The organism is Pseudomonas sp. TE50-2, assembly GCF_040813665.1.
Taxonomy (GTDB): domain Bacteria; phylum Pseudomonadota; class Gammaproteobacteria; order Pseudomonadales; family Pseudomonadaceae; genus Aquipseudomonas; species Aquipseudomonas soli.
The window spans coordinates 3,990,633-4,014,438 of sequence record NZ_JBFNXN010000001.1 but is presented as its reverse complement, the minus strand read 5'-3'; the positions used below and the strand labels follow the sequence as shown (position 1 = coordinate 4,014,438).

The following is a 23,806-nucleotide window of genomic DNA, read 5'->3' as shown; positions in this document are numbered from 1 at the left end:
TTCAGTCCTTCCGTTTATGCGGCTCGCCCCGGACGACTTTCTGGGTCTCGGTGAGGATGCCGCGCAAAATGCTCATTTCCGTACGCTCGACCGAGCTGCGCCCGTACAGCCGGCGCATGCGCGGCATCAGGTGCTTGGGCTTGGCAGGGTCGAGGAAGCCGATGTCCACCAGGGTCTTTTCCAGGTGGTCATAGAACAGCTCCATTTCGTCCATGGTCGCCAGCTCATTGGCGTCCGCCTTCTCGACCTTTGGCGCCGTGTCCTGCACCGCCAACGAGGCCATGCGCACCTCGTAGGCAAGCACCTGGACCGCGGCGGCCAGATTCAGCGAGCTGAAGTCGGGATTGGAGGGAATGTGCACGTGGAAGTGACATCGCTGCAGTTCTTCGTTGGTCAGGCCGGCGTGCTCGCGACCGAACACCAGGGCGATTTCCTCACCGCCCAGGGCGTGCTCCACCGCCTTGGTGCCGCACTCACGGGGGCCGATCAGCGGCCAGGGGATGCTGCGCTCGCGGGCGCTGGTGCCCATGACCAGGCTGCAGCCGACCAGCGCCTGCTCGAGGCTGTCGACCACCTGGGCGCCGGCCAGCACATCGTCGGCACCCGAGGCGCGCGCCGAGGCATCGGCGGCCGGGAATTCTTTCGGTTGCACCAGCACCAGGCGCGACAAGCCCATGTTCTTCATGGCACGCGCAGCGCCGCCGATGTTGCCGGGGTGGCTGGTATTGACCAGGACAACACGAATATTTTGCAGCAAGGTGTCGTGCTCTCGGATGCAGAAAAAGGAGGGTTCGATCTTACAGAACCGACCAGCGTAACGCCATGAAAGCAAATGTGACACTTCTGTCGTCAAAGATTTCTGCTAGAATGGCCGGCTTTCCTCTTTAACATCTCCAGGTGACCTTCCCATGCAGCCTATGCTGAATATCGCCCTGCGCGCCGCTCGCAGCGCCAGTGAACTGATTTTCCGCTCCATCGAACGCCTGGACAGCATCAAAGTCGACGAAAAGCAGGCCAAGGACTACGTGTCCGAGGTTGATCGCGCCGCCGAGAAGGTCATCGTCGAGGCCCTGCGCAAGGCCTACCCGAACCATTCCATCCAGGGCGAAGAAACTGGCCTGCACGCCGGCACCGGCGAAGAAGGCAAGGACTACCTGTGGATCATCGACCCACTGGACGGCACCACCAACTTCCTGCGTGGCGTGCCGCACTTCGCTGTCAGCATCGCCTGCAAATACCGTGGCCGCCTCGAGCACGCCGTGATCGTCGACCCGGTTCGCCAGGAAGAATTCACCGCCAGCCGTGGCCGTGGCGCCCAGATCAATGGCCGTCGCCTGCGCGTCAGCTCGCGCACCAGCCTGGAAGGCGCCCTGCTGGGTACCGGCTTCCCGTTCCGTGACAGCCAGATGGCCGACCTGGACAACTACCTGGGCATGTTCCGCGCCCTGACCGGCCAGACCGCCGGCATCCGCCGCGCCGGCTCCGCCAGCCTGGACCTGGCCTATGTCGCCGCCGGCCGATTCGACGCCTTCTGGGAGTCGGGCCTGTCCGAGTGGGACATGGCCGCGGGCGTGCTGCTGATCCAGGAAGCGGGCGGCCTGGTCAGCGACTTCAACGGTGGCCACGAATTCCTCGAGAAAGGCCACATCGTCGCGGGCAACATCAAGTGCTTCAAGGCCGTGCTGACTGCCATCCAGCCGCACCTGCCGGAACACATGAAGCGCTAAGCGCCGATTGCGAGCACAAAAAAAGCACCTCTCGAGGTGCTTTTTTCGTTTTGGCACTGAAGCAGCTTCACTGCCCCGGCTGATTCTGAGTCAGGACCAGCTTGCCGTTCTTGTCCAGCGGGATGGTCGAGCCCGGCTCGTGATCCATCTTCACCTTGCCGACCTGATCACCAATGGAATAGGTCACGTTGTAGCCCACGACCTTGTCACTGATGTCATTGACCGTGTTGCACCGGGTTTGCGTGGTGGTGTAGGTGTCACGCTCCTGCATGCCTTCCTGCACCTTGTTGCCGGCATAGCCACCACCGACCGCACCGGCCACGGTGGCAATCTTCTTGCCGGTACCGCCGCCAATCTGGTTACCCAGCAGACCACCGGCGATGGCACCGACCACCGTACCGGCGATCTGGTGCTGGTCCTTGACCGGCGCCTGGCGCGTCACGGTGACATCCTTGCAGACCTCGCGCGGCGTCTTCACCTGCTGCTTGATCGGCTGCACGTCGGTGACCTGGGCGTACTCAGGCCCCTTGTTCACCAAGCTGTAGGTCGCCACAGCACCTCCGGCAGTCACACCGACAGCACCCAGAACCGCACCCACCAGCATTGATTTGTTCACGTGAACCTCCTGATCGTACCCGCGGGCATATGGCCCGCCTTCTCCCAGCCTTGGAGCAAAAAAAAAGGCGCGAGTTCAACACTCGCGCCTTTCTTTACGCCAGACGGCGCAGGACGAAGCCTTACGGGCGCTCGTCCACACCCTCGGTCTTGACCGGCGGGATCAGGTCTTCGCTGCTCAGGTTCAGCCAGATCAGCACCACGTTGGCGATGTAGATCGACGAGTAGGTACCCGCCATGACACCGATGAACAGCGCCAGGGAGAAGCCGAACAGGTTGTCGCCGCCGAAGAACAGCAGCGCGGCGATGGCCAGCAGGGTCGATACCGAAGTGGCGATGGTGCGCAGCAGGGTCTGGGTGGTCGAGACGTTGATGTTCTCGATCAGCGAGGCCTTGCGCATCACCCGGAAGTTCTCGCGCACCCGGTCGAATACGACGATGGTGTCGTTGAGCGAGTAACCGATGATCGCCAGCACCGCCGCCAGCACCGTCAGGTCGAAGGTGATCTGGAAGAACGACAGGATACCCAGGGTCACCACCACGTCGTGGACCAGCGAGATGATCGCACCGACGGCGAACTTCCACTGGAAGCGGAAGGCCAGGTAGATGAGGATGCCGCCCAGGGCCAGGAGCATGCCCATGCCGCCCTGGTCGCGCAGTTCTTCACCGACCTGCGGGCCGACGAACTCGACACGCTTGACCGTGGCCGGGTTGTCGCCACCGGCCTTCTGCAGCGCCGCGGCCACCTTGTTGCCCAGTTGCGGGTCGTCGCCCGGCATGCGCACCAGCAGGTCGGTGGTAGCGCCGAAGCTCTGCACCACGGCCTCGTGGAAGCCGGAATCGACCAGCTCGGCACGCACGGCCTTCAGATCCGCCGGGCGCTCGTAGGTCAGCTCGATCAGCGTGCCGCCAGTGAAGTCCAGGCCGAAGTTCAGGCCCTTCTGCCACCAGCTGAACAGCGCCAGCACGGTGAGGAGCACGGTAATGGCGAACGCGACATTGCGCACGCCCATGAAGTTGATGGTTTTCATCGCAGCTCCCTCAAACCCACAGCTTCTTGATGTCACGCCCGCCGCAGGTCAGGTTGACCATGGCACGGGTCACCATGACGGCGGTGAACATCGAGGTGAAAATCCCGAGGGACATGGTGACCGCGAAGCCTTTGACCGGGCCGGTACCCATGGCGAACAGGATGCCGCCGACCAGCAGGCTGGTCAGGTTGGCGTCGATAATCGCGGTGTACGCACGGTTGAAGCCTTCGTGGATGGCGCGCTGCACCGACATGCCGGCTTTGAGCTCCTCGCGGATACGCGAGAAGATCAGCACGTTGGCGTCCACCGCCATACCCATGGTCAGCACGATACCGGCGATACCCGGCAGGGTCAGCGTGGCCCCCAGCAGCGACATCAGCGCCAGCAGCAGGACCATGTTGCCCGCCAGGGCCACGGTGGCGATCACGCCGAAGCCACGGTAGATGGCGATGATGAACAGCGAGACGAACAGCATGCCCCACAGGGACGCGTCGATACCCTTGGTGATGTTGTCGGCACCCAGGCTCGGGCCAATGGTACGTTCTTCGGCGAAGTACATAGGCGCGGCCAGACCACCGGCACGCAGCAGCAGGGCCAGCTCGGACGATTCGCCCTGGCCGTTCAGGCCGGTGATGCGGAACTGGCTGCCCAACGGCGACTGGATGGTCGCCAGGCTGATGATCTTCTTCTCTTCCTTGAAGCTCTGTACGGCAACGTCCTTCTCGACGCCATCGACGGTCTGCTTCTCGTAGCGGGTGATCGGCTTCTGCTCGATGAAGATCACCGCCATGCTGCGCCCGACGTTGGTGCGCGTGGCGCGGCTCATCAGCTCGCCACCATGGCCGTCGAGGCGAATGTTCACCTGCGGGCGACCGTGCTCGTCGAAGCTGGCCTGGGCGTCGGTAACCTGGTCACCGGTGATGATCAGGCCGCGCTCGACCGGAGCGGAGCGGCCACCTTCGCGGAACTCGAACACCTCGGTGGTGGCCTTGGAAGCGCCCGGCTCGGCACCGAAGCGGAACTCCAGGTTGGCGGTCTTGCCGAGGATACGCTTGGCTTCGGCAGTGTCCTGCACGCCCGGCAGCTCGACCACGATGCGGTTGGCGCCCTGGCGCTGCACCAGCGGCTCGGCCACGCCCAGCTCGTTCACACGGTTGCGAACGGTGGTCAGGTTCTGCTTGATGGAGTATTCGCGGATCTCGGCGACCTTGGCCTGGGTCAGTGCCAGGCGCAGCACGGCGAGCTCGTTGCGCTCGGTGGTGGTCAGGTCGAAATCACTGAAATTCTTGCGGATCAGGCTGCGAGCCTGTTCGCGGGTGGCATCGTCGGCGAAGCCCAGCATGATCCCGCCGTCCTGCTGCGGCAGGCTGCGGTAGCGGATGCGCTCTTTGCGCAGCAAGGTCTTGACCTCGCCTTCGTAGACTTTCATGCGCGCGGTCATGGCCTTGTCCATGTCCACTTCCAGCAGGAAGTGCACACCACCGGACAGGTCCAGGCCGAGCTTCATCGGGCTGGCACCCAGGTTGCGCAGCCACTGCGGGGTGGTCTGGGCCAGGTTCAGGGCCACGACATAGTCGTCACCGAGGGCCTTGCGCGCCACATCCTTGGCCGGCAACTGGTCTTCCTGGTTGGTCAGGCGCACCAGCGCGCTGCCCTTCTCGCCCAGGCTGCCGCCTTTGACGGTGATGCCGGCATCGGTCAGCGCCCTGGTGACGCGATCGAGGTCGGCCTGGCTGACATGCAGGGCGGAACTGGCGCCGCTGATCTGCACCGCCGGATCATCCGGATAGAGGTTGGGTGCGGAATAAATGAAGCCGACCGCCAGTACCACCACGATCAGCAGGTATTTCCACAGAGGGTATTTGTTCAGCATCACGCCGCCCGTTCAAGACGCGGGGCGCTTTGCGCGCCCCGACTGGAAAAATGAAACCGGTAACTCAGATAGCCTTGAGCGTACCTTTTGGCAGGGTCGCGGCAATGGCGCCCTTCTGGAACTTCAGCTCGACGTTGTCGGACACTTCCAGGACCACGAAGTCATCGGCAACCTTGACGATCTTGCCGGCGATGCCGCCGTTGGTGACAACTTCGTCACCTTTTTGCAAGTTGCTCAGCAGGTTCTTCTGCTCTTTGGCACGCTTGGCCTGCGGGCGCCAGATCATCAGGTAGAAGATGACCAGGAAGCCGACCAGGAAGATCCACTCGAAGCCGGTACCGGCTGGGCCGGCGGCGGGGGCTGCTGCGTCCGCGTAGGCGGCGGGGATAAAGAAGCTCATTGGGCTCTCCTAATGGAATTTTCTAATAATGATTGCGAACAGTCAGTCCAAAGGCGGAACGGGAAGCCCGCGCTTGGCGTAGAAGGCGTCGACAAAGGCGGCCAATTTACCCTGTTGAATAGCCTCGCGTAAACCGGCCATCAAGCGCTGGTAATGGCGCAAGTTGTGGATGGTATTCAGCATGCTGCTCAACATTTCGCCGCACTTGTCCAGGTGGTGCAGGTAGGCGCGGGAGAAGTTGGTGCAGGTGTAGCAATCACAGGTCGGATCCAGCGGCGATTCATCGTGGCGATGGAACGCGTTGCGGATCTTGATCACCCCGGTATCGACGAACAGATGGCCGTTGCGCGCGTTGCGCGTGGGCATCACGCAGTCGAACATGTCGACGCCGCGGCGCACACCCTCTACAAGATCTTCCGGCTTGCCTACCCCCATAAGGTAACGAGGTTTGTCAGCCGGCATCTGCGCGGGCAGGTAGTCCAGCACCTTGATCATCTCGTGCTTGGGTTCGCCCACCGACAGGCCGCCGATGGCCAGGCCGTCGAAGTCGATGTTGACCAGCGCTTCCAGCGAGCGCATGCGCAGGTCCTGGTACATGCCGCCCTGGACGATACCGAACAGCGCCGCGGTGTTGTCGCCGTGGGCGTTCTTCGAGCGCTGTGCCCAGCGCAGCGACAGCTCCATCGAGGTGCGCGCCACGTCGTGCTCGGCCGGGTACGGCGTGCACTCGTCGAAGATCATCACGATGTCCGAGCCCAGGTCGCGCTGGACCTGCATGGACTCTTCCGGCCCCATGAACACCTTGGATCCGTCCACTGGCGATGCGAAGGTCACGCCTTCCTCCTTGATCTTGCGCATGGCGCCCAGGCTGAACACCTGGAAACCACCGGAATCAGTGAGGATAGGGCCTTTCCATTGCATGAAATCGTGCAGGCCGTTGTGTTTCTTGATGACTTCGGTACCTGGGCGCAGCCACAGGTGGAAGGTGTTGCCGAGGATGATCTCGGCGCCGATGGCCTCGATGTCACGCGGCAGCATGCCCTTGACCGTGCCATAGGTGCCCACCGGCATGAAGGCCGGGGTCTCGACCGTGCCACGGGGGAAGGTCAGCCGGCCGCGACGGGCCTTGCCGTCGGTGGCCAGCAGTTCGAACGACATTCGACAGGTGCGACTCATGCTTGATCCTCTGGGCCGCGTGGCGCCGGATTGCGGGTGATGAACATGGCATCACCGTAACTGAAGAAGCGGTAACCGTTCGCGACCGCCGCCGCATAGGCGGCCATGGTCTCGGGGTAACCGGCGAAGGCCGAGACCAGCATCAGCAGCGTGGACTCCGGCAGGTGGAAGTTGGTGACCAGGCAATCGACCACATGGAACGGCCGGCCCGGGAAGATGAAGATGTCGGTGTCGCCACTGAACGCCTTGAGCTCGCCATCGCGCGCCGCGCTCTCCAGCGAACGCACGCTGGTGGTGCCCACGGCGACCACCCGCCCGCCACGGGCGCGGCAGGCCTGCACGGCATCGACCACATCCTGGCTCACTTCGAGCCACTCTTTATGCATGGTGTGGTCTTCGATCTTGTCGACCCGCACCGGCTGGAAGGTGCCCGCCCCTACGTGCAGGGTGACGAAGGCGCGCTCGACGCCCTTGGCGGCGATCTTTTCCAGCAGCGCCTCGTCGAAGTGCAGGCCGGCGGTAGGCGCGGCCACGGCGCCGGCGCGCTGAGCGTAGACGGTTTGGTAGCGCTCGCGGTCGGCGCCCTCGTCGGGGCGATCGATATACGGCGGCAGCGGCATATGGCCGACACGCTCGAGCAGCGGCAGCACCTCTTCGCTGAAACGCAGCTCGAACAAGGTGTCATGGCGGGCGACCATCTCGGCCTCGCCGCCACCGTCGATGAGGATCTGCGCGCCTTCTTTAGGCGCCTTGCTGGCGCGCACGTGGGCCAGCACGCGGTGGCTGTCGAGCACGCGCTCGACCAGCACTTCCAGCTTGCCGCCGGAGGCTTTCTGGCCGAACAGCCGCGCCGGGATCACCCGGGTGTTGTTGAACACCATCAGGTCGCCGGGGCGCAGGTAGTCGAGCAGGTCGGTGAACTGCTTGTGGGCCAGCTCGCCGCTGGGGCCATCGAGCACCAGCAGGCGGCTGCCATGACGCTCGGCCAGTGGATGGCGGGCGATCAGGGAATCGGGGAGTTCGAAGGAAAAATCGGCGACGCGCATGATGATGTTCGGGTTCGACAGGGCCGGGAAGTTTAGCCCAATGCGTGAAAATTGACCATGAAAGCCGATTGACCGCCTTGGGCGACCTCTCTATACTGCGGCGCCACAAGCCCTGATGGCGGAATTGGTAGACGCGGCGGATTCAAAATCCGTTTTCGAAAGGAGTGGGAGTTCGAGTCTCCCTCGGGGCACCAAGATCCAGAAAAAACCGACCTTATGGTCGGTTTTTTTGTGTCTGAAAACAGGTGAAGTAAATGCACGCTATCGGCGAACAACCTTCACCGCCATAACGACAGGAAGTCCATGGCATGTCATTACCGCAATTGATCACAGGAACGCGAACAAACCTCTGGACCGTGCTGCCTGGTTTGCTCGGCGGCATGGCGGTGACCACCTGCATCTCGCCATTCGATAGGTTCTTCTGGGGAAATGTCGTCGATATCTGGGGACCGCAAGCCGCTATCCTGATCATTCTGTTGATCCTCAGGGCGCCAAGACCGGTGATCGGCGGTGCAGCATTGGCGATGGCACTTTACCTGGCGCTTTTCTACCTCTGGTTTTTCACGGGCGGAAGAGGCGACGTCATGGCTTGGTTCGTCTACCTGTTCAGCTTGCCTGGGGCGCTGATCGGCGCCTGCCTGGCGCTGCGCTTGACGAAGCGGGCAGCACCACTCGCCGCCCTTGCCCTGGCAGGCGCCTGGGTTGCGACTGGCCTGGTGATCAATCAGACGATCATCTGCTCCACCCTGCTCTACTGCCTCGGGTAATCGCGCCCTGGGCGCGTGCAATGGTGAGGCCGTGGCGTATGCTGGAGCTCCATTCGAGTATGGATCGCCACCATGCCCTTGAGCCACCGCCCGGTGACACCGGCCGATGTCCCGGTAATTTGCCGCTTTGCCCATGACGCCGAGGAACTGTTTTACATGTTCCCCAAAGCCACCTACCCGCTTACCCCCATACAACTGAGCGAAGCCATTGCCCAGCGCTGCGGTTCGACAGTGATCGAGGCCGATGGCGTGATCGTTGGCTTCGCCAATTTCTACAAAGCCGAACACGGCGGCGTCTGCGCGCTGGGTAATGTGGTGGTGGCGCCGGCTGCGCGGGGTCAGGGCGTGGCACGTTATCTGGTGCAATGCATGATCGCCCTGGCCCGCGAAGAGTTCGCCGCGCGGGAGGTCTGGGTGTCGTGTTTCAATCACAACACCGCAGGGTTGCTGCTTTATCCACAGCTGGGTTTTGTACCGTTCGGGATCGAGGAACGGCGGGCGCCGGATGGATCCCGGGTGGCTCTGGTTCAGATGAAACTGCCATCAGCCTGACCGTCGCCTCACGACTCAACGTGGTAGGACGTGGGGTTGAGCCTGCAAGTCGATTCCCAATGCTCGAATAACCTTGAGTACCGTATCGAATCTCGGTTTGGCTCCAGGACCGAACGCCTTGTAAAGACTCTCACGACCCAGGCCTGTCTCCTTGGCGACCTGTGACATACCACGTGCCCTGGCAATATGACCCAACGCACGAAGAATTTCGTCAGTGTCACCATCCGCGAGCACTTGGCTCAGGTACTCACTGATCGCAGCATCGCTATCCAACAGATCAGCCATGTCAAATGGTACGAGTTTCTCGTTCATTTCAGCTCCTTTGCCAGTGCCTTTGCCTTGAGGATGTCACCGGCCTGAGAGGACTTGTCTCCACCCACCAGAAGCAAAATCAACCTGCCCTGCCTGCTGGTGAAATAGACGCGGTATCCACCTGATACATCAATGCGCAGTTCACTGATACCGCCACCAACGGGTTTGAAGTCCCCAGGATTCCCCCGTGACAGTCGCTCAAGCCTGCGAGCGATAGCGATTCGCGCACGCAAATCGCGCAAATTGGCCAACCAGACGGCAAAGCTTTTCGTTTGTTCGACTTCGTAGATCAACAAGCCCTCCAGACTGTATCCGAATAGATACGAGCGATCAATACTGAAGGCAACCACGTGTCGGGCACCTTGCGAACCTCGACAATGCAGGAGTGGCACTAGATCCAATACAGGGAGACTTCCCAAGTCCGCGTCATCCATGTCCCCGAAAATTCTTGCAATACCCCAATCAGGAACCTTGCTCCCCGATCCTGCGTCGGAACCTGCATCCCCCGCCTCGAGGTTCCCGCAACGTGAAAGCCCTCCTCGCCCGCAAGTACCGCCTGGTGGTCAAGACCTTCGGCTACATCGGCTGGTCGTTGTTCTGGCTGCTGATCTGGGACGTGCTGGTCACCATCGACTTCATGCTGTTCTTCAACAGCAAGTTCAGCCTGCCGCTGATCCCGCTCACCCTGCTGGGCTCGGCGCTGGTGGTGCTGGTGAGCTTTCGCAACAGCAGTGCCTACAACCGCTGGTGGGAGGCGCGCACGTTGTGGGGGGCGTTGGTGAACAGTTCACGCAGTTTCGCCCGACAGGTGCTGACGCTGGTCGACGACCCGGCTGACGGGCCGAACCCGGTGAAGGCGACCTTGCTGCGCCGGCATATCGCCTATGTGAACTGCCTGGCCGCCCACCTCAAGAACGAGAAATGCCCGGACGAGCTGATGGCCTTCATACCGCCCGGGGAGTTCGAACGGCGCAATCGCTCCAACAACTTCGCCAATGACATCCTCAGCGGTTCGGCGGCACTGCTGGCCCAGGAATACCAGGCCGGGCGGCTGGATAGCATCCGCCTGGCGCGCCTGGAGTCGACGCTGGTGGACCTGTCCAACGCCCAGGGCGGAATGGAGCGGATCGCCAACACGCCGCTGCCCTACCCTTATGTGTACTTCCCACGGCTGTTCATCACGCTGTTCTGCCTGATCGTGCCGGTGGGCCTGGTGGAGTCGCTGGGCTGGTTCACGCCGCTGGCTTCGACGGTTGTCGGTTTCATGCTGCTGGCGATCGAACGGATCGGCACGGACCTGCAGAGCCCGTTTCGCATCAGCGAGCATCAGATCCCGATGGACACGATCTGCGAGACCATCGAGCGCAATCTGGAGTCGATGCAGCGTGAGGCACAGTGTTCGGCCAGCGTGTCTTGAGCCCCCGGCCCCCTGCTTACTCCAGCCGTGCGTACTCCCGACACCCTTCCCAACCGATCCCGCTCTGGGCCGTGTGCTGCAACAACCACTCCAGCGCCGGCTGGGCCTTGGGCAAGCCGTCACGGAACTGGATAACCCCCTTGCGCCACAACAGCATCAGCGTCAGCACCCGCTGCGCCGAGGCCTCGGCGCTCAGCGGGCCGTCATCCTGAGCGTCGATGTCCCACAGTGAAACCCGCAGTTGCTGGCTGTCCAGGAACGCTTCGCCATCGGCGCGGCGCTGGCCATAGGGCGGACGGAACAGCGCTACATACTGCCCGGCAAGGTCGGCCTGCACCCGCGCCTGGCTGCGCCGCAGCGAGTCCTGCCAATCCTGCCACTGGGCATGGGAGCGGTATTCCCAGCCCTGGATACCCACGCACTGGCCGGCGTACAGCTCGCCCAGCGGGCCGGCATCGCGCCGTTGCTGCAGGCGATTGCCGAGCACGAAGAAAATCCCGTCGAGCTTCTGCCGGCGCAGGTAGTCAGCCAGCGCATCGGTGCTACCGCCCTGGGGGGCCGGGCCGCTGACGAAGGTCAGCAGGAACATCCGGTCATTGAGTTCCTCGCCATTGCGTTCACGATCGGAGAGCTTGGCCACCTCGCTGGTGGTCTGCGGAAACAGCGCAGCCTTGCGCAGTTGCTCATCCAGGTAACGGGTATGGAACTGATGACTGGGCTCGACCCACTCAGCATAGAACGAGCCGACATCTTCGGCGAACACAGCGGCCTGTGTACGCAAATCAGACATGGATTCCACCGGGTAGCAGAATGAGGCGTCCTGTTCGCAACTGCGCTGCGCCTGCTGATAGCTGGTCCACAGACGCTGCCACAAGCGCGCCCGCACTGCCCGCACCACGGTCAGGTTGATCTGGCGTAGGCCCAACCGGGCCTTCAGCGCCGGCTCGTCGAGCATCTCGCTTTCATGCAGCACGCGGGCGAACGACAGGATCTCCGCCCGCGACGCCACGTCGAACAGCGCCGGGCTGTTCAACGGCTCCGGCCAGCGCTCACGGTCGAAACTGACGAAGTCGGCCGGGGCCGCCTGGGCACCCAGGCTCAGCAGCCCGGCGAACAGGGCAAACGCGATACGCACGATGTGCATTCTCCTTGAAGGCATGGCGCGCACTATAACGCGACAGCCGAGCGTTGCCTGTGGCGATGTTCGCTGACTATCGTCGCCATAGTTTGGCGTTGCGCCGGCAGCCCCGTAGAATTCGCCCGACGATTCCAGGAGCCGACCCGATGCTGACGGTGATTTCCCCCGCCAAGACCCTCGACTACGACACCCCGCCGGTGACCCAACGCCATACCCTGCCCCAGTACCTGGACGATTCCCAGGAGCTGATCGTGCAACTGCGCGAGCTGTCGCCGGCGCAAATCGCCGAGCTGATGCACCTCTCCGACAAGCTCGCCGGCCTCAATGCCGCGCGTTTCGGTAGTTGGACCCCGGATTTCACACCGGCCAACGCCAAGCAGGCGCTGCTGGCGTTCAAGGGCGACGTCTACACCGGGCTCGATGCCGAAAGCCTGGGCGAGGACGATTTCAGCTATGCCCAGGATCACCTGCGCATGCTCTCGGGCCTGTACGGCCTGCTGCGCCCGCTGGACCTGATGCAGCCCTACCGCCTGGAAATGGGCACAAAGCTGGCCAACGCCCGCGGCAAGGACCTGTACGCCTTCTGGGGCACGCGCATCAGCGAGTGGCTGAACCAGGCCTTGGCCGACCAGGACGACGACGTGCTGCTGAACCTGGCCAGCAACGAATACTTCAGCGCGGTGAAGAAAAGCGCCCTGAAGGCACGGGTGATCGACGTCGACTTCAAGGACCTGAAGAACGGCCAGTACAAGATCATCAGTTTCTATGCCAAGAAAGCCCGCGGGATGATGAGCCGCTTCGTGATCCAGGAGCGGGTCAACGACCCGGAGCAGCTCAAGCGCTTCGATGCGCAGGGCTACTACTACAGCGCCGAGCAGTCCAAACCCGATCACCTGGTATTCCTGCGCGATCACGCCGAGGGCTGATTTTTCAGCGCCGCTTTGCAGCTCATCGCGGGGCAAGCCCGCGATGAGCCCATCCGCCCTGCAACGGGGCACGCTGCAAAACGCCATCAGCCAAATTTCCAGCGCCAATAAATCATCGGTCACATCCTTATCGCAAAACGCCATAAGACCGTTCGTAGTTTTTTGACGATTTTTGAAAAATATTTTCGCATGCTGGCATATAACCATCCCGCTGCGTTTTCGCCCTTTATATACGGGGACGAAACTGCGCCGTGCTATCAGATTGAAAGTATTTCCCTCTGAAAAAATATTTAGAAATCTTTCACCGTGGCGGAACCGCCCCAGGAACTTCTGCTACGCCCAATGGCTCATAGCACCCGTAACGAGTTTCAAGCGCTGAGCGTGAGAAATGACTTACAGATGACAAATGGCCGCCATTCACAATCGGCCCGAAAACTTCAACGGCGGTACAGGAAGTGCCTGAAGCCATAATCCATGCAGGAGACAAGCGCCCCTAAAATTCGTCCTAGTGGTTGATTTCAAAGGATTTATCCACTTGAAAGAACAAGCACAGCAATTCGCGAAGAGCGACTTGCAATAAAGACGGCTGCATTTCAGGGCACGCCTTTTAAATATTGGCCTTTGACTGCCAACTTTGAGTGCATAACTTTTTGCGCTCCGGATTTATTCATGCCTGCGTTCGGTGAAGTGTCAATTCGCCATGGAACCGTGCGCCCGAAAACTGCTGGTCAATCAACCCGGTCGGCTCTTCGCTGAAGGGCTGGCGTGATAAACACACGAGGTGAATGCGATGCGTATCAGCATCTTTGGTTTGGGTTATGTGGGTGCAGTCTGTGCCGGTTGCCTGTCGGCACGAGGCCATGACGTGATTGGGGTGGACGTGTCCAGCACCAAGATCGACCTGATCAACCAGGGCAAGTCGCCCATCGTCGAACCGGGCCTGGAAGAGTTGCTGCAGCAAGGCATCGCCAATGGCCGTCTGCGCGGCACCACGGACTTTGCCGAAGCCATCCGCGCCAGCGACGTGTCGATGATCTGCGTCGGCACGCCGAGCAAGAAAAACGGCGACCTGGGCCTGGAATACATCGAGTCGGTGTGCCGCGAGATCGGCTACGTGCTGCGCGACACCACCCGCCGTCACACCATCGTGGTGCGCAGCACCGTGTTGCCGGGTACCGTCAAGAACGTGGTGATCCCGATCCTCGAAGACTGCTCGGGCAAGAAGGCCGGTGTCGATTTCGGCGTGGCAGTCAACCCCGAGTTCCTGCGCGAAAGCACCGCGATCAAGGACTACGACCACCCACCGATGACCGTCATCGGCGAACTGGACAGCGCCAGCGGCGACGTGCTGCAAGCCCTGTACGAAGAACTCGATGCCCCGGTGATCCGCAAGCCGATCGAAGTGGCCGAGATGATCAAGTACACCTGCAACGTGTGGCACGCGACCAAGGTCACCTTCGCCAACGAGATCGGCAACATCGCCAAGGCGGTCGGCGTCGATGGCCGCGACGTGATGGACGTGGTCTGCCAGGACAAGGTGCTCAACCTGTCGCAGTACTACATGCGCCCCGGCTTCGCCTTCGGTGGCTCGTGCCTGCCCAAGGACGTGCGCGCCCTCACCTACCGCGCCTCGAGCCTGGACGTGAAGGCGCCGCTGCTCGACTCGCTGATGCGCAGCAACGAATCCCAGGTGCAGAACGCCTTCGACATCATCGAGAGCCACGACAAGCGCAAGGTCGCCTTGCTGGGTCTTTCGTTCAAGGCCGGTACCGACGACCTGCGCGAAAGCCCACTGGTGGAGCTGGCCGAGCGCCTGATCGGCAAGGGCTACCAGCTGGACATCTACGACCAGAACGTCGAGTACGCCCGGGTGCACGGCGCCAACAAGGAATACATCGAATCGAAGATTCCGCATGTGTCCTCCTTGCTCAATGCCAACTTCGAGCAGGTGGTGAACGACGCCGACATCATCGTGCTGGGCAACCGTGACGAGAAATTCCGCGCCCTGGCCCAACAGGCGCCGGCCGGCAAGCAAGTGATCGACCTGGTCGGTTTCATGAGCAAGCCGACCTGCACCACCAGCCGCACCGAAGGCATCTGCTGGTAAACCCGGTCGGGCGGCGCGTCCCTCCCCAGCGCGCCGCCCTTCCCACCCCGAATTCTCGACGGATGCCGAACATGCAAAGGTTCCAGACAGTGCTGTTGCAGTGCGCCGGCTGGCTGCTCTACATGAGCCTGCTCATGCTGATCGCCCTGGCCCTGCCCAGCGATATCTTCGATTCGCAGTCGAAGCACTTCATCTTCCTGGTCGGCGCTGTCGGCATCTGGCGCTACTCCATGGGCGCCACCCATTTCATCCGCGGCATGATCTTCCTGTACCTGGTCTACCCGTACCTGCGCCGCAAGGTGCAGAAGCTCGGCAAGGCCGCCGACCCGTCGCATGTGTACCTGATGGTCACCAGCTTCCGCATCGATGCGCTGACCACCGCCCAGGTGTATAGCTCGGTGATCCGCGAGGCGATCGACTGTGGCTTCCCCACCACGGTGGTCTGCTCGCTGGTGGAGAAGTCCGACGAGTTGCTGGTCAAGAGCCTGTGGGCCAAGTACAACCCGCCCGGACACGTCACCCTGGACATCGTGCGCATCGCCGGCACCGGCAAGCGCGACGGCCTGGCCTATGGCTTCCGCGCCATCTCGCGGATGCTCCCGGACGAGAACGCCGTGGTCGCGGTGATCGACGGCGACACCGTGCTGGCCGAAGGCGTGGTGCGCAAGACCGTGCCGTGGTTCAAGCTCTACCCCAACGTCGGCGGCCTGACCACCAACGAGTTCTGCGAAGTGCGCGGCGGCTACATCATGAGCGAGTGGCACAAGCTGCGCTTCGCCCAGCGCCACATCAACATGTGCTCGATGGCCCTGAGCAAGCGCGTGCTGACCATGACCGGGCGCATGTCGATGTTCCGCGCCAGCGTGGTGACCAACCCCGAGTTCATCGCCGACGTCGAAAGCGACTCGCTGATGCACTGGCGCCTGGGCCGCTTCAAGTTCCTCACCGGCGACGACAAGTCGAGCTGGTTCAGCCTGATGCGCCTGGGCTACGACACCTTCTACGTGCCTGACGCGGCGATCAACACGGTGGAGCACCCGCCGGAGAAAAGCTTCGTCAAGGCCAGCCGCAAGCTGATGTACCGCTGGTACGGCAACAACCTGCGGCAGAACTCCCGCGCCCTGGGCCTGGGCCTCAAGCGCCTGGGGCTGTTCACCAGCATCGTCCTGCTCGACCAGCGCGTGTCGATGTGGACCAGCCTGCTGGGCCTGACCGTGGCGGTGATCGCCAGCTTCAAGTTCGGCCTGCAGTTCCTGCTGGTGTACCTGCTGTGGATCGGCATCACCCGCCTGATCCTCACCATCATGCTGCTGTGCTCGGGCCACAACGTAGGCCCGGCCTACCCGCTGATTCTCTATTACAACCAGATCGTCGGCGCGGTGATGAAGATCTACGTGTTCTTCCGCCTCGACAAGCAGTCCTGGACTCGCCAGCCCACTGCCCTCAAGCGCGACCTCGCAAGTTTTCAACAATGGTTCAACACCTGGTCCTCGCGGACCATGACCTTCTCGGCCGCGAGCATCTTCGTCGCCGTGCTGTTCATGGTCGTGTGAGCCCCCGGATCGGATAACAGGAACGAATATCGCCATGAATACCGCCGTGAACGTCAACGTCGTGCATGAATCCGAAGCGCAGCGCCAGCATGCCCGGGTGCGCATTCCCGCCAAGCTGCGCTACCTGGACGGCAATCGCGAGCCGCACGAGGTGAAGGTTGACGACCTGTCCGCCGGGGGCCTGTCCTTCCATGCCAAGAAGCCCCTGGCCGAAGGCGAAGTGCTGCGCGGCCGCCTGCAGTTCGTGGTCGACAACCTAGGCCTGTCGATGGACGTCGAGCTGCTGGTACGCACCAGCAGCCGCGACACCGGCCGCACCGGCACCGAGTTCCAGAACCTGGAGCCGCGCGACATCGCCACCCTGCGCCATATCATCACCAGCCACCTGTCCGGCGAGCTGATCAGCGTCGGCGACGTGCTCAGCACCCTGCAGCGCGACAACTTCACCAAGGCGCGCAAGCAGAAGGACGGAGGCTCGGGCCTGTCCGCATTCGGCCGCCTGCGTGCGGTCACCGTCACCGCCGGGGTGTTCGTGGTCGGCCTGGTGGCGTTCGGTTTCGTCGCCAAGTCGCTGTATGGCCTGTACTTCGTCAGCCATGCCGAAGCCGGCGTGGTCGCGGTGCCCACCACCAACGTCACCATGCCCCGCGACGGCAGCGTGCAGAGCCTGGTGGAAAACGGGGCGAGCGTGGCCAAGGGCGCGCCACTGGCAACCTTCAACACCAGCATGCTCGACCTGCTCAAAGGCCACCTGGACGACTCGCAACTGGAGCCGGCCAAGGTCGAGGAGCTGTTCGGCAAGCAGCTCTCCGGCACCCTCACCAGCCCATGCGACTGCGTGGTCTCGCGCCAGTTGGTGGATGACGGCCAGTACGCCAGCAAGGGCCAGCCGGTGTTCGCGCTGATCCCGCGTACCAGCACCCCGACCATCGAGGCGCGCTTCAGCTATCGCCAGTTCGATGAAGTGAAGCCGGGCACCCGGGTCAACTTCCAGATCGCCGGCGAGGATGAAGTGCGCAGCGGCCGGATCACCGGCAGCTCGAGCCTGGACACCGACAACCTGGCCTCCGACATCCGCGTGCAGATCAAGCCCGACGGCGGCCTGCCGGCCGAACTCGCCGGCCGCCCGGCCTCGGTCAACAGCGACCGTGGCCCGTCGCTGAACTGGCTGATCGACAAGGCCGTGGCCCGCGGGCTGTAAGAGGATCATGCCGATGACCAGCAGACACCCCGGCTCCCACAGGGACAGCTTGCGCCTGGGGGCATGCGCCCTGGCCGCCGCCATCACCCTGGCCGGCTGCGCCGGCCTGCCCGACCAGCGCCTGGCCAACGAAGCGCTCAAGCGCGGCGACACCGCCACCGCCGAGCGCAACTACAAGGCCCTCGCCGACCTTGGCTACAGCGACGCCCAGGTCGGTCTGGCGGACATCCAGGTCGGCACCCGCGACCCGGCCAAGCTCAAGCAAGCCGAAGCCACCTACCGCGCCGCCGCCGCCACCTCGCCCCGGGCCCAGGCGCGCCTCGGCCGCCTGCTGGTGGCCAAACCCGACAGCACCCAGGCCGAGCGCGAAGAGGCCGAGACCCTGCTCAAGCTCGCGGCGCAACAAGGTGAAGCGAATACCTTGATCCCGCTGGCGATGCTCTACCTGCAGTACCCGCAGAGCTTCCCCAAGGTCAACGCCCAACAGCAGATCGACCAGTGGCGCGCTGCCGGCAATCCCGAGGCCGGCCTGGCCCAGGTGCTGCTGTACCGCACCCAGGGCACCTATGACCAGCACCTGGGCGAGGTGGAGAAAATCTGCAAGGCCGCGCTGTCCACTACCGATATCTGCTACGTGGAACTGGCCACCGTCTACCAGAAACGCGCCCAGCCCGACCAGCAGGCCGCCCTGCTCGAGCAGCTCAAGACCGCCCATGCCCGCGGCACCGTGCCGGCCACCCGGGTCGACAGCGTCGCCCGCGTGCTGGCCGACCGCAGCCTCGGCCAGACCGACGAGAAGACCGCCAAGGACCTCCTAGAGCAGGTCGCGCCGGCCAACCCGGCATCCTGGGTGAGCCTGGCGCAGCTGCTCTACGACTTCCCCGAACTGGGCGACACCGACCAGCTGATGGCCTATATCGACAAAGGCCGCGAAGCAGAACAGCCCCGCGCCGAACTGCTGCTGGGCCGGCTCTACTACGAAGGCAAGACCGTGCCCGCCGACGCGCAGAAGGCCCAGGAGCACCTGCAGGCTGCCGCCGACGCCGGCGAAGTCAGCGCCGACTACTACCTCGGCCAGCTGTACCGCCGTGGCTACCTGGGCCAGGTCGAGCCGCAAAAGGCCGTCGACCACCTGCTCGCCGCCGCCCGTGGTGGCCAGAACAGCGCCGACTACGCCCTGGCCCAGCTGTTCAGCGAAGGCCACGGCATCCGCCCGGCGCCGACCAATGCCTGGGTGTTCGCGCAACTCTCCCAGGTCAACCCGACCCCACAGTCAAGCGAGCTGCTGCAACAGCTCGACCAGCAGCTCACGCCCGACCAGCGCAACCAGGCCCAGCAACTGCTGGCGCAGGAAAAGCAGGCGCGCGGCAGCATGGCCCAAGGCGCCAACAGCACCCTGGCCATCGAAGCGCTGCAGGACGAAAAAGAAGAAGTAGACGCCGAGGATTCGCTATGACGCTCAACCCCTTCGTGAAAGCCGGCATCGGCCTGGGCTTTGCCCTGCTGTGGTCGATGCCGACCCTGGCGGCGGAAACCGCGCAGAAGAACTTCGGCCTCGACGTGAAGATCACCGGCCAGTCCGAGGACGACCGTGACCTGGGCACCCGCTCCGGTGGCGATGTCAACGGCCTCGGCCTTGACCTGCGCCCCTGGGTGTACGGCGAGCGCGGCAACTGGAGCGCCTTCGCCATGGGCCAGGCGGTGGCCGCCACCGACATCATCGAAACCGACACCCTGCGCCAGAACGACGACGGCACCACCAGCGACAACGGCGACGACAGCCGCAAGCCGGACAAGAGCTACCTGGCCATGCGCGAATTCTGGATCGGCTACAGCGGCCTGACCCCCTACCCCGGCGAGCAGCTGCGCTTCGGCCGCCAGCGCCTGCGCAGCGACGACGGCATGTGGCGCGACACCAACATCGAGGCGCTGAACTGGACCTTCGACACCACCCTGCTCAAGGCCGACCTTGGCGTTGCCCAGCGCTTCAGCGAATACCGCACTGACCTCACCGAACTGGCCCCCGAAGACAAGGACCGCACCCATGTCTACGGCAACGTCGCCACGCAATGGACACCCGGCCACTGGGTTGGCCTGCGTGCCCACCACAGCCATGACGGCGGCAGCCTGAAGAGCCCCGGCGAAACCGTCGACGCCCTCGACAAGACCCGCACCGGCGACCTCACCTGGCTGGGCCTGGAAGCCAACAGCGACGCCTACAACTGGCGCAACGACCACACCGTCAACTACTGGGGCAGCGTCACCTGGCTGACCGGCGACCGCGACACCCTCAGCAGCCAGGCGGTCGGCAACGACCAGGTCGCCACCGGCAAGCAGAGCGGCGACGTCAACGCCTGGGCCACCGACCTCGGCATCCGCCTGCGCCTCGACCCGCAGTGGCAAGTCGGCGCGGCCTACGCCCGCGGCAGCGGCGGCGGTGGCAGCGATGGCTCGAACAATTTCGAGCAGACCGGCCTTGAGAGCAACCGCTCCAACTTCACCGGCACCCGCTCGCGCGTGCACCGCTTCGGCGAAGCCTTCCGCGGCGAGCTGGGCAACCTGCAGGCGGCCACCCTGTTCGCCTCCTGGCAGCTGCGCGACGACTACGACGCCAGCTTCATCTACCACAAGTTCTGGCGCGTCGACGGCAAGCAGAACATCGGCTCCAGCGGCATCAACGCGGTGGTCGACGACGGCGGCATCAGCCGCCCGCTGGTGCAGGGCGAGAAAGACCTCGGCCAGGAAATGGACGTGGTCGTGACCAAGTACTTCAAGCAGGGCCTGCTGCCGGCCTCGATCAGCCAGTCGATCGACGAACCGTCGGCCCTGGTGCGCCTGCGTGCCGGTGTGTTCAAGCCGGGCGACGCCTACGGCAAAGAGGCCGACTCGTACATGCACCGCGCCTTCGTCGACGTGATCTGGCGCTACTGAGGCCGGGAGAGGATAGCCATGAACCTGCACCCGAACCTTCGCCACAGCCTGCTCGCCAGCGCCCTGCTGCTGGCCGGCGGCCTTGCCCAGGCCGCCGAGCCGGAAATGGCCAAAGGGCTGCAACAGGCCAAGACCTATACCGTCTCCAGCGCACCGATCGAGCCACTGAAGATGGACCCGCCCAAGCTACCCGACCTGTCCGGCTACACCGCCCAGGCAGTGCAGCAGAAGATCGACCGCCAGCACAAGGGCAAGGTCAGCGTGCGCCGCATGCTCCAGGAGGACACCCTCAAGGAATTCATCGGCGGCGACAACAAGGGCGCCGAGTGGGTCCGCCGTCAGCACGGCATCCCCCAGGCGATCTTCGTCGATGACGGCCACGTCGATCTGGTGGAGCTGAGCAAGAAAGTCCCCAGCCAGTACCTGCGTGAAACCGCGCCGGGCGTGTACCTGGCGCGCCTGCCGATCGTGGTCGGGCACAAGGGCGTGCTGGAGATCGACGGCAAGGTCAAGGAACTGCGCCTGTCCGAGGAAGGCGGTTCGTTCATCGTCAACGACGGCAAGCTGTTCGTCAGCGACACCCGGGTCACCGGATGGCGCGAGCAGGCCAATGGCCCGGCGACCTTCCGCAAGCCCGACGAATTCCGCCCGTTCCTGCTTAGCTGGGGCGGCACCGAGACCTATATCGTCAACAGCAAGATGGCCAGCTTCGGCTACGCCAAATCCAAGTCCTATGGCGTGAGCATCTCACAGTACACGCCGAACATGGCCAAGCAGATGGGCCGCCCGGAACCCACCGGCTGGATCATCGGCTCCGAGTTCAGCGACATGTGGTACGGCTTCTACTGCTACGAGACCAGCGACTTCGTGGTCAAGGACAGCACCTACCGCGACAACATCGTCTACGGCATCGACCCCCACGACCGCTCGCACCGCCTGATCATCGCCGGCAACACCGTGTACGGCACCAAGAAGAAGCACGGGATCATCGTCTCGCGTGAGGTCAACGACAGCTGGATCATCAACAACAAGAGCTACGACAACAAGCTCTCGGGCGTGGTGATCGACCGTAACAGCGTCAACAACCTGATTGCCTACAACGAGATCTACCGCAACCACACCGACGGCATCACTTTGTACGAGAGCGGCGACAACCTGATCTGGGGCAACAAGCTGATCAACAACCGCCGCCACGGCATCCGCGTGCGCAACAGCGTGAACATCCGCCTGTACGAGAACGTCGCCATGGCCAACGGCCTGGTGGGCGTGTACGGCCACATCAAGGACCTGTCCGACACCGACCGCGACATCGCCCTCGACCCGTTCGATACCAAGGTGTCGCTGATCGTGGTCGGCGGCGAGCTGGCGGCCAACGGTTCAGGCCCGCTGTCTATCGATTCGCCGCTGTCGGTGGAGTTGTACAAGGTGTCGATGCTGATGCCGCGCAAGGCCAACGGCATCAGCTTCAACGGCGTGCTCGGCGAACGCCAGGACGAAATCCTCGACCTGCTGGTGCGCCAGCAGAAGGCCGTGCTGATCGACCCGGTCGAACGCCAGACCGAAATGATCGACTAAGGAAGCCCAGACCATGACTCCACACCTGATGAAACTGCTGGGCCTGTCCGCCGCCCTCCTGGCCATCAGCCAGGGCGTGCGCGCCGAAGACGTCAAGGCGCCGACCTTCAGCGCCGAACCGTGCTGCCAGCTGTGCCCCGAGGCCCACGACGCCAGCCGCTACACCACGCGCTACCAGCAGAACTTCACCACCCTGGTGCAAGCCCAGGGCGACTGGCTGTTCCGTACCCGTGAGGACCTGCGCACCGAGTTCGACACCACCCCGGGCGGCTACAAGCGCCTGCAGCAGGTGCACGACGCGTTCAAGAAGCGTGGCGTCGAGCTGGTGGTGGTGTACCAGCCGACCCGTGGCCTGGTGAACCGCAACATGCTCAACCCCGAAGAGAAGGCCGCCTTCGACTACCAGAAGGCCCTGCGCAACTACCAGGCCATGCTCCAGCGCTTCAGCAAAATGGGCTACAACGTGCCCGACCTGTCGCCGCTGACCAACGAGCAACTGGCCGCCGCCGACCAGGGCAAGGACTTCTACTTCCGCGGCGACCAGCACTGGACGCCCTATGGCGCCGAACGCGCGGCGAAGATCGTGGCCGACACCGTGCACAAGATGCCGGCCTTCGAAGGCATCCCGCGCAAGGAGTTCGAGACCAAAAAATCCGGGCGCATGGGCAAGACCGGCACCCTGCACAACGTCGCCGGCCAGCTGTGCGGCACCAGCTATGCGGTGCAGTACATGGACCAGTTCGCCACCGAACCGAAGGGCGCCGCCGGCGGTGACGACCTGTTCGGTGACTCGGGCAACGCGCAGATCACCCTGGTGGGCACCAGCCACAGCGGCAAGAACTACAACTTCTCGGGCTTCCTCGAGCAGTACATCGGCGCCGATGTGCTCAATGTCGCCTTCCCCGGCGGCGGCCTGGAAGGCTCGATGATCCAGTACCTGGGCAGCGAGGAATTCCAGAACAACCCGCCGAAAATCCTGGTGTGGGAGTTCTCGCCGCTGTACCGCCTCGACCAGGAAACCATCTGGCGGCAGATCCTCGGCCTGCTCGACGACGGCTGTGACGACCGCCCGGCACAGATGAGCGCCAGCGCCACCCTCAAGCCCGGCAAGAACGAGCTGATGGTCAACGGCAAGAACGGCGTGATCAAGGACCTGGTCAACCGCAACCACCAGTTCGACATCAAGTTCGAGGACAGCTCGGTGAAGGTGCTGCAGGCCACCCTGTGGTACCTCAACGGCCGCCACGAGGACATCAAGATCGAGAAGCCCGAGACCTCCGACACCGACGGGCGCTTCGTCTTCCAGATGCGCGAGGACGAAGACTGGGCAGGCCAGAACCTGCTCGCCCTGGAGGTACAAGGGCCAGAAAGCGGTACGCAGAAAGTCGAAGCCAAACTCTGCAAACGCAACAACTTCGCCAGCCCCGCGCAGCACACCGCGCAAGCTGGCCAGTGAGGC

Annotated in this window: 22 protein-coding genes and 1 tRNA gene; 13 read left to right on the top strand and 10 right to left on the bottom strand. The window is 63.3% G+C overall.

Annotation, left to right across the window (positions count from 1 at the left end):
- Nucleotide 1: 1 nt before the first annotated feature.
- Nucleotides 2-757 (bottom strand): tRNA (cytosine(32)/uridine(32)-2'-O)-methyltransferase TrmJ, encoded by a 756-nt coding sequence (trmJ, locus tag AAHK21_RS18410; protein WP_038706772.1) that lies wholly within the window; start codon nucleotides 755-757, stop codon nucleotides 2-4.
- Nucleotides 758-908: 151 nt separating this feature from the next.
- Here trmJ and suhB point away from each other — a divergent pair, with 151 nt between their 5' ends.
- Entirely contained in the window at nucleotides 909-1,727 is an 819-nt protein-coding gene (gene suhB, locus AAHK21_RS18405) for an inositol-phosphate phosphatase (protein WP_046854248.1), read from the top strand.
- A gap of 67 nt (nucleotides 1,728-1,794) precedes the next feature.
- On the opposite strand, the gene AAHK21_RS18400 is transcribed toward suhB, so the two are convergent.
- From AAHK21_RS18400 to queA, 6 genes are all read right to left on the bottom strand, one after another.
- Nucleotides 1,795-2,343 (bottom strand): glycine zipper 2TM domain-containing protein, encoded by a 549-nt coding sequence (locus tag AAHK21_RS18400; RefSeq protein ID WP_367857982.1) that lies wholly within the window; start codon nucleotides 2,341-2,343, stop codon nucleotides 1,795-1,797.
- Nucleotides 2,344-2,464: 121 nt separating this feature from the next.
- Nucleotides 2,465-3,373 carry a protein translocase subunit SecF gene (gene secF / locus AAHK21_RS18395; RefSeq protein ID WP_046854246.1) on the bottom strand — a complete coding sequence of 303 codons (909 nt, stop codon included), beginning with the start codon at nucleotides 3,371-3,373 and terminating at the stop codon, nucleotides 2,465-2,467.
- Between the two features lie 10 nt (nucleotides 3,374-3,383).
- Nucleotides 3,384-5,246, bottom strand: a complete 1,863-nt coding sequence (gene secD / locus AAHK21_RS18390) for a protein translocase subunit SecD (protein WP_367857981.1) — start codon at nucleotides 5,244-5,246, stop codon at nucleotides 3,384-3,386.
- A 64-nt stretch (nucleotides 5,247-5,310) separates the two neighbouring features.
- Entirely contained in the window at nucleotides 5,311-5,646 is a 336-nt protein-coding gene (yajC, locus tag AAHK21_RS18385) for a preprotein translocase subunit YajC (protein WP_023629280.1), read from the bottom strand.
- A 42-nt stretch (nucleotides 5,647-5,688) separates the two neighbouring features.
- Nucleotides 5,689-6,804: a tRNA guanosine(34) transglycosylase Tgt gene (gene tgt, locus AAHK21_RS18380; RefSeq protein ID WP_023629281.1), complete on the bottom strand. Its 1,116-nt coding sequence runs from the start codon at nucleotides 6,802-6,804 to the stop codon at nucleotides 5,689-5,691.
- 14 nt (nucleotides 6,805-6,818) lie between these two features.
- A complete protein-coding gene (gene queA, locus AAHK21_RS18375; protein WP_046854244.1) occupies nucleotides 6,819-7,868 on the bottom strand; it encodes a tRNA preQ1(34) S-adenosylmethionine ribosyltransferase-isomerase QueA in 1,050 nt (349 codons plus the stop codon).
- Between the two features lie 109 nt (nucleotides 7,869-7,977).
- Here queA and AAHK21_RS18370 point away from each other — a divergent pair.
- The 3 genes from AAHK21_RS18370 to AAHK21_RS18360 all read left to right on the top strand — a co-directional run bounded on the left by AAHK21_RS18370 (nucleotide 7,978) and on the right by AAHK21_RS18360 (nucleotide 9,187).
- Nucleotides 7,978-8,062, top strand: a tRNA-Leu gene (locus AAHK21_RS18370).
- A gap of 114 nt (nucleotides 8,063-8,176) precedes the next feature.
- The gene (locus AAHK21_RS18365; RefSeq protein WP_367857980.1) at nucleotides 8,177-8,635 is read left to right on the top strand and encodes a hypothetical protein; all 459 of its coding nucleotides are present in this window, start codon (nucleotides 8,177-8,179) and stop codon (nucleotides 8,633-8,635) included.
- A 72-nt stretch (nucleotides 8,636-8,707) separates the two neighbouring features.
- Nucleotides 8,708-9,187, top strand: coding sequence for an N-acetyltransferase family protein (locus tag AAHK21_RS18360; protein ID WP_367857979.1), 480 nt, complete (start codon nucleotides 8,708-8,710; stop codon nucleotides 9,185-9,187).
- 15 nt (nucleotides 9,188-9,202) lie between these two features.
- Here AAHK21_RS18360 and AAHK21_RS18355 read toward each other — a convergent pair whose 3' ends face one another.
- Together AAHK21_RS18355 and AAHK21_RS18350 are read right to left on the bottom strand one after the other, a co-directional pair.
- Nucleotides 9,203-9,499 (bottom strand): addiction module antidote protein, encoded by a 297-nt coding sequence (locus AAHK21_RS18355; RefSeq protein ID WP_367857978.1) that lies wholly within the window; start codon nucleotides 9,497-9,499, stop codon nucleotides 9,203-9,205.
- Nucleotides 9,496-9,792 (bottom strand): type II toxin-antitoxin system RelE/ParE family toxin, encoded by a 297-nt coding sequence (locus AAHK21_RS18350; protein ID WP_367857977.1) that lies wholly within the window; start codon nucleotides 9,790-9,792, stop codon nucleotides 9,496-9,498. Before AAHK21_RS18350 ends, AAHK21_RS18355 begins: the two co-directional genes overlap by 4 nt.
- Before the next feature lie 233 nt (nucleotides 9,793-10,025).
- Between AAHK21_RS18350 and AAHK21_RS18345 the strand changes: the two genes are divergently transcribed.
- Nucleotides 10,026-10,916 (top strand): bestrophin family protein, encoded by an 891-nt coding sequence (locus AAHK21_RS18345; protein WP_367857976.1) that lies wholly within the window; start codon nucleotides 10,026-10,028, stop codon nucleotides 10,914-10,916.
- A gap of 16 nt (nucleotides 10,917-10,932) precedes the next feature.
- On the opposite strand, the gene AAHK21_RS18340 is transcribed toward AAHK21_RS18345, so the two are convergent.
- Nucleotides 10,933-12,051: a polysaccharide deacetylase family protein gene (locus AAHK21_RS18340; protein WP_367857975.1), complete on the bottom strand. Its 1,119-nt coding sequence runs from the start codon at nucleotides 12,049-12,051 to the stop codon at nucleotides 10,933-10,935.
- 149 nt (nucleotides 12,052-12,200) lie between these two features.
- Between AAHK21_RS18340 and yaaA the strand changes: the two genes are divergently transcribed.
- The 8 genes from yaaA to AAHK21_RS18300 all read left to right on the top strand — a co-directional run bounded on the left by yaaA (nucleotide 12,201) and on the right by AAHK21_RS18300 (nucleotide 23,803).
- Nucleotides 12,201-12,980 (top strand): peroxide stress protein YaaA, encoded by a 780-nt coding sequence (gene yaaA, locus AAHK21_RS18335; RefSeq protein WP_367857974.1) that lies wholly within the window; start codon nucleotides 12,201-12,203, stop codon nucleotides 12,978-12,980.
- Between the two features lie 790 nt (nucleotides 12,981-13,770).
- Nucleotides 13,771-15,087 carry a nucleotide sugar dehydrogenase gene (locus AAHK21_RS18330; RefSeq protein ID WP_046854238.1) on the top strand — a complete coding sequence of 439 codons (1,317 nt, stop codon included), beginning with the start codon at nucleotides 13,771-13,773 and terminating at the stop codon, nucleotides 15,085-15,087.
- Between the two features lie 71 nt (nucleotides 15,088-15,158).
- A complete protein-coding gene (locus AAHK21_RS18325; RefSeq protein ID WP_172670871.1) occupies nucleotides 15,159-16,640 on the top strand; it encodes a glycosyltransferase family 2 protein in 1,482 nt (493 codons plus the stop codon).
- Nucleotides 16,641-16,674: 34 nt separating this feature from the next.
- Nucleotides 16,675-17,841: an alginate biosynthesis protein Alg44 gene (locus AAHK21_RS18320; protein ID WP_046854236.1), complete on the top strand. Its 1,167-nt coding sequence runs from the start codon at nucleotides 16,675-16,677 to the stop codon at nucleotides 17,839-17,841.
- Nucleotides 17,842-17,854: 13 nt separating this feature from the next.
- Nucleotides 17,855-19,297 (top strand): alginate biosynthesis TPR repeat lipoprotein AlgK, encoded by a 1,443-nt coding sequence (gene algK, locus AAHK21_RS18315; protein WP_367857973.1) that lies wholly within the window; start codon nucleotides 17,855-17,857, stop codon nucleotides 19,295-19,297.
- Nucleotides 19,294-20,772 carry an alginate export family protein gene (locus AAHK21_RS18310; RefSeq protein ID WP_198743594.1) on the top strand — a complete coding sequence of 493 codons (1,479 nt, stop codon included), beginning with the start codon at nucleotides 19,294-19,296 and terminating at the stop codon, nucleotides 20,770-20,772. Before algK ends, AAHK21_RS18310 begins: the two co-directional genes overlap by 4 nt.
- An 18-nt stretch (nucleotides 20,773-20,790) precedes the next feature.
- Nucleotides 20,791-22,347, top strand: a complete 1,557-nt coding sequence (gene algG / locus AAHK21_RS18305) for a mannuronan 5-epimerase AlgG (RefSeq protein ID WP_367857972.1) — start codon at nucleotides 20,791-20,793, stop codon at nucleotides 22,345-22,347.
- Between the two features lie 13 nt (nucleotides 22,348-22,360).
- Nucleotides 22,361-23,803 carry an alginate O-acetyltransferase gene (locus AAHK21_RS18300; RefSeq protein WP_367857971.1) on the top strand — a complete coding sequence of 481 codons (1,443 nt, stop codon included), beginning with the start codon at nucleotides 22,361-22,363 and terminating at the stop codon, nucleotides 23,801-23,803.
- The last annotated feature ends 3 nt before the right edge of the window (nucleotides 23,804-23,806 follow it).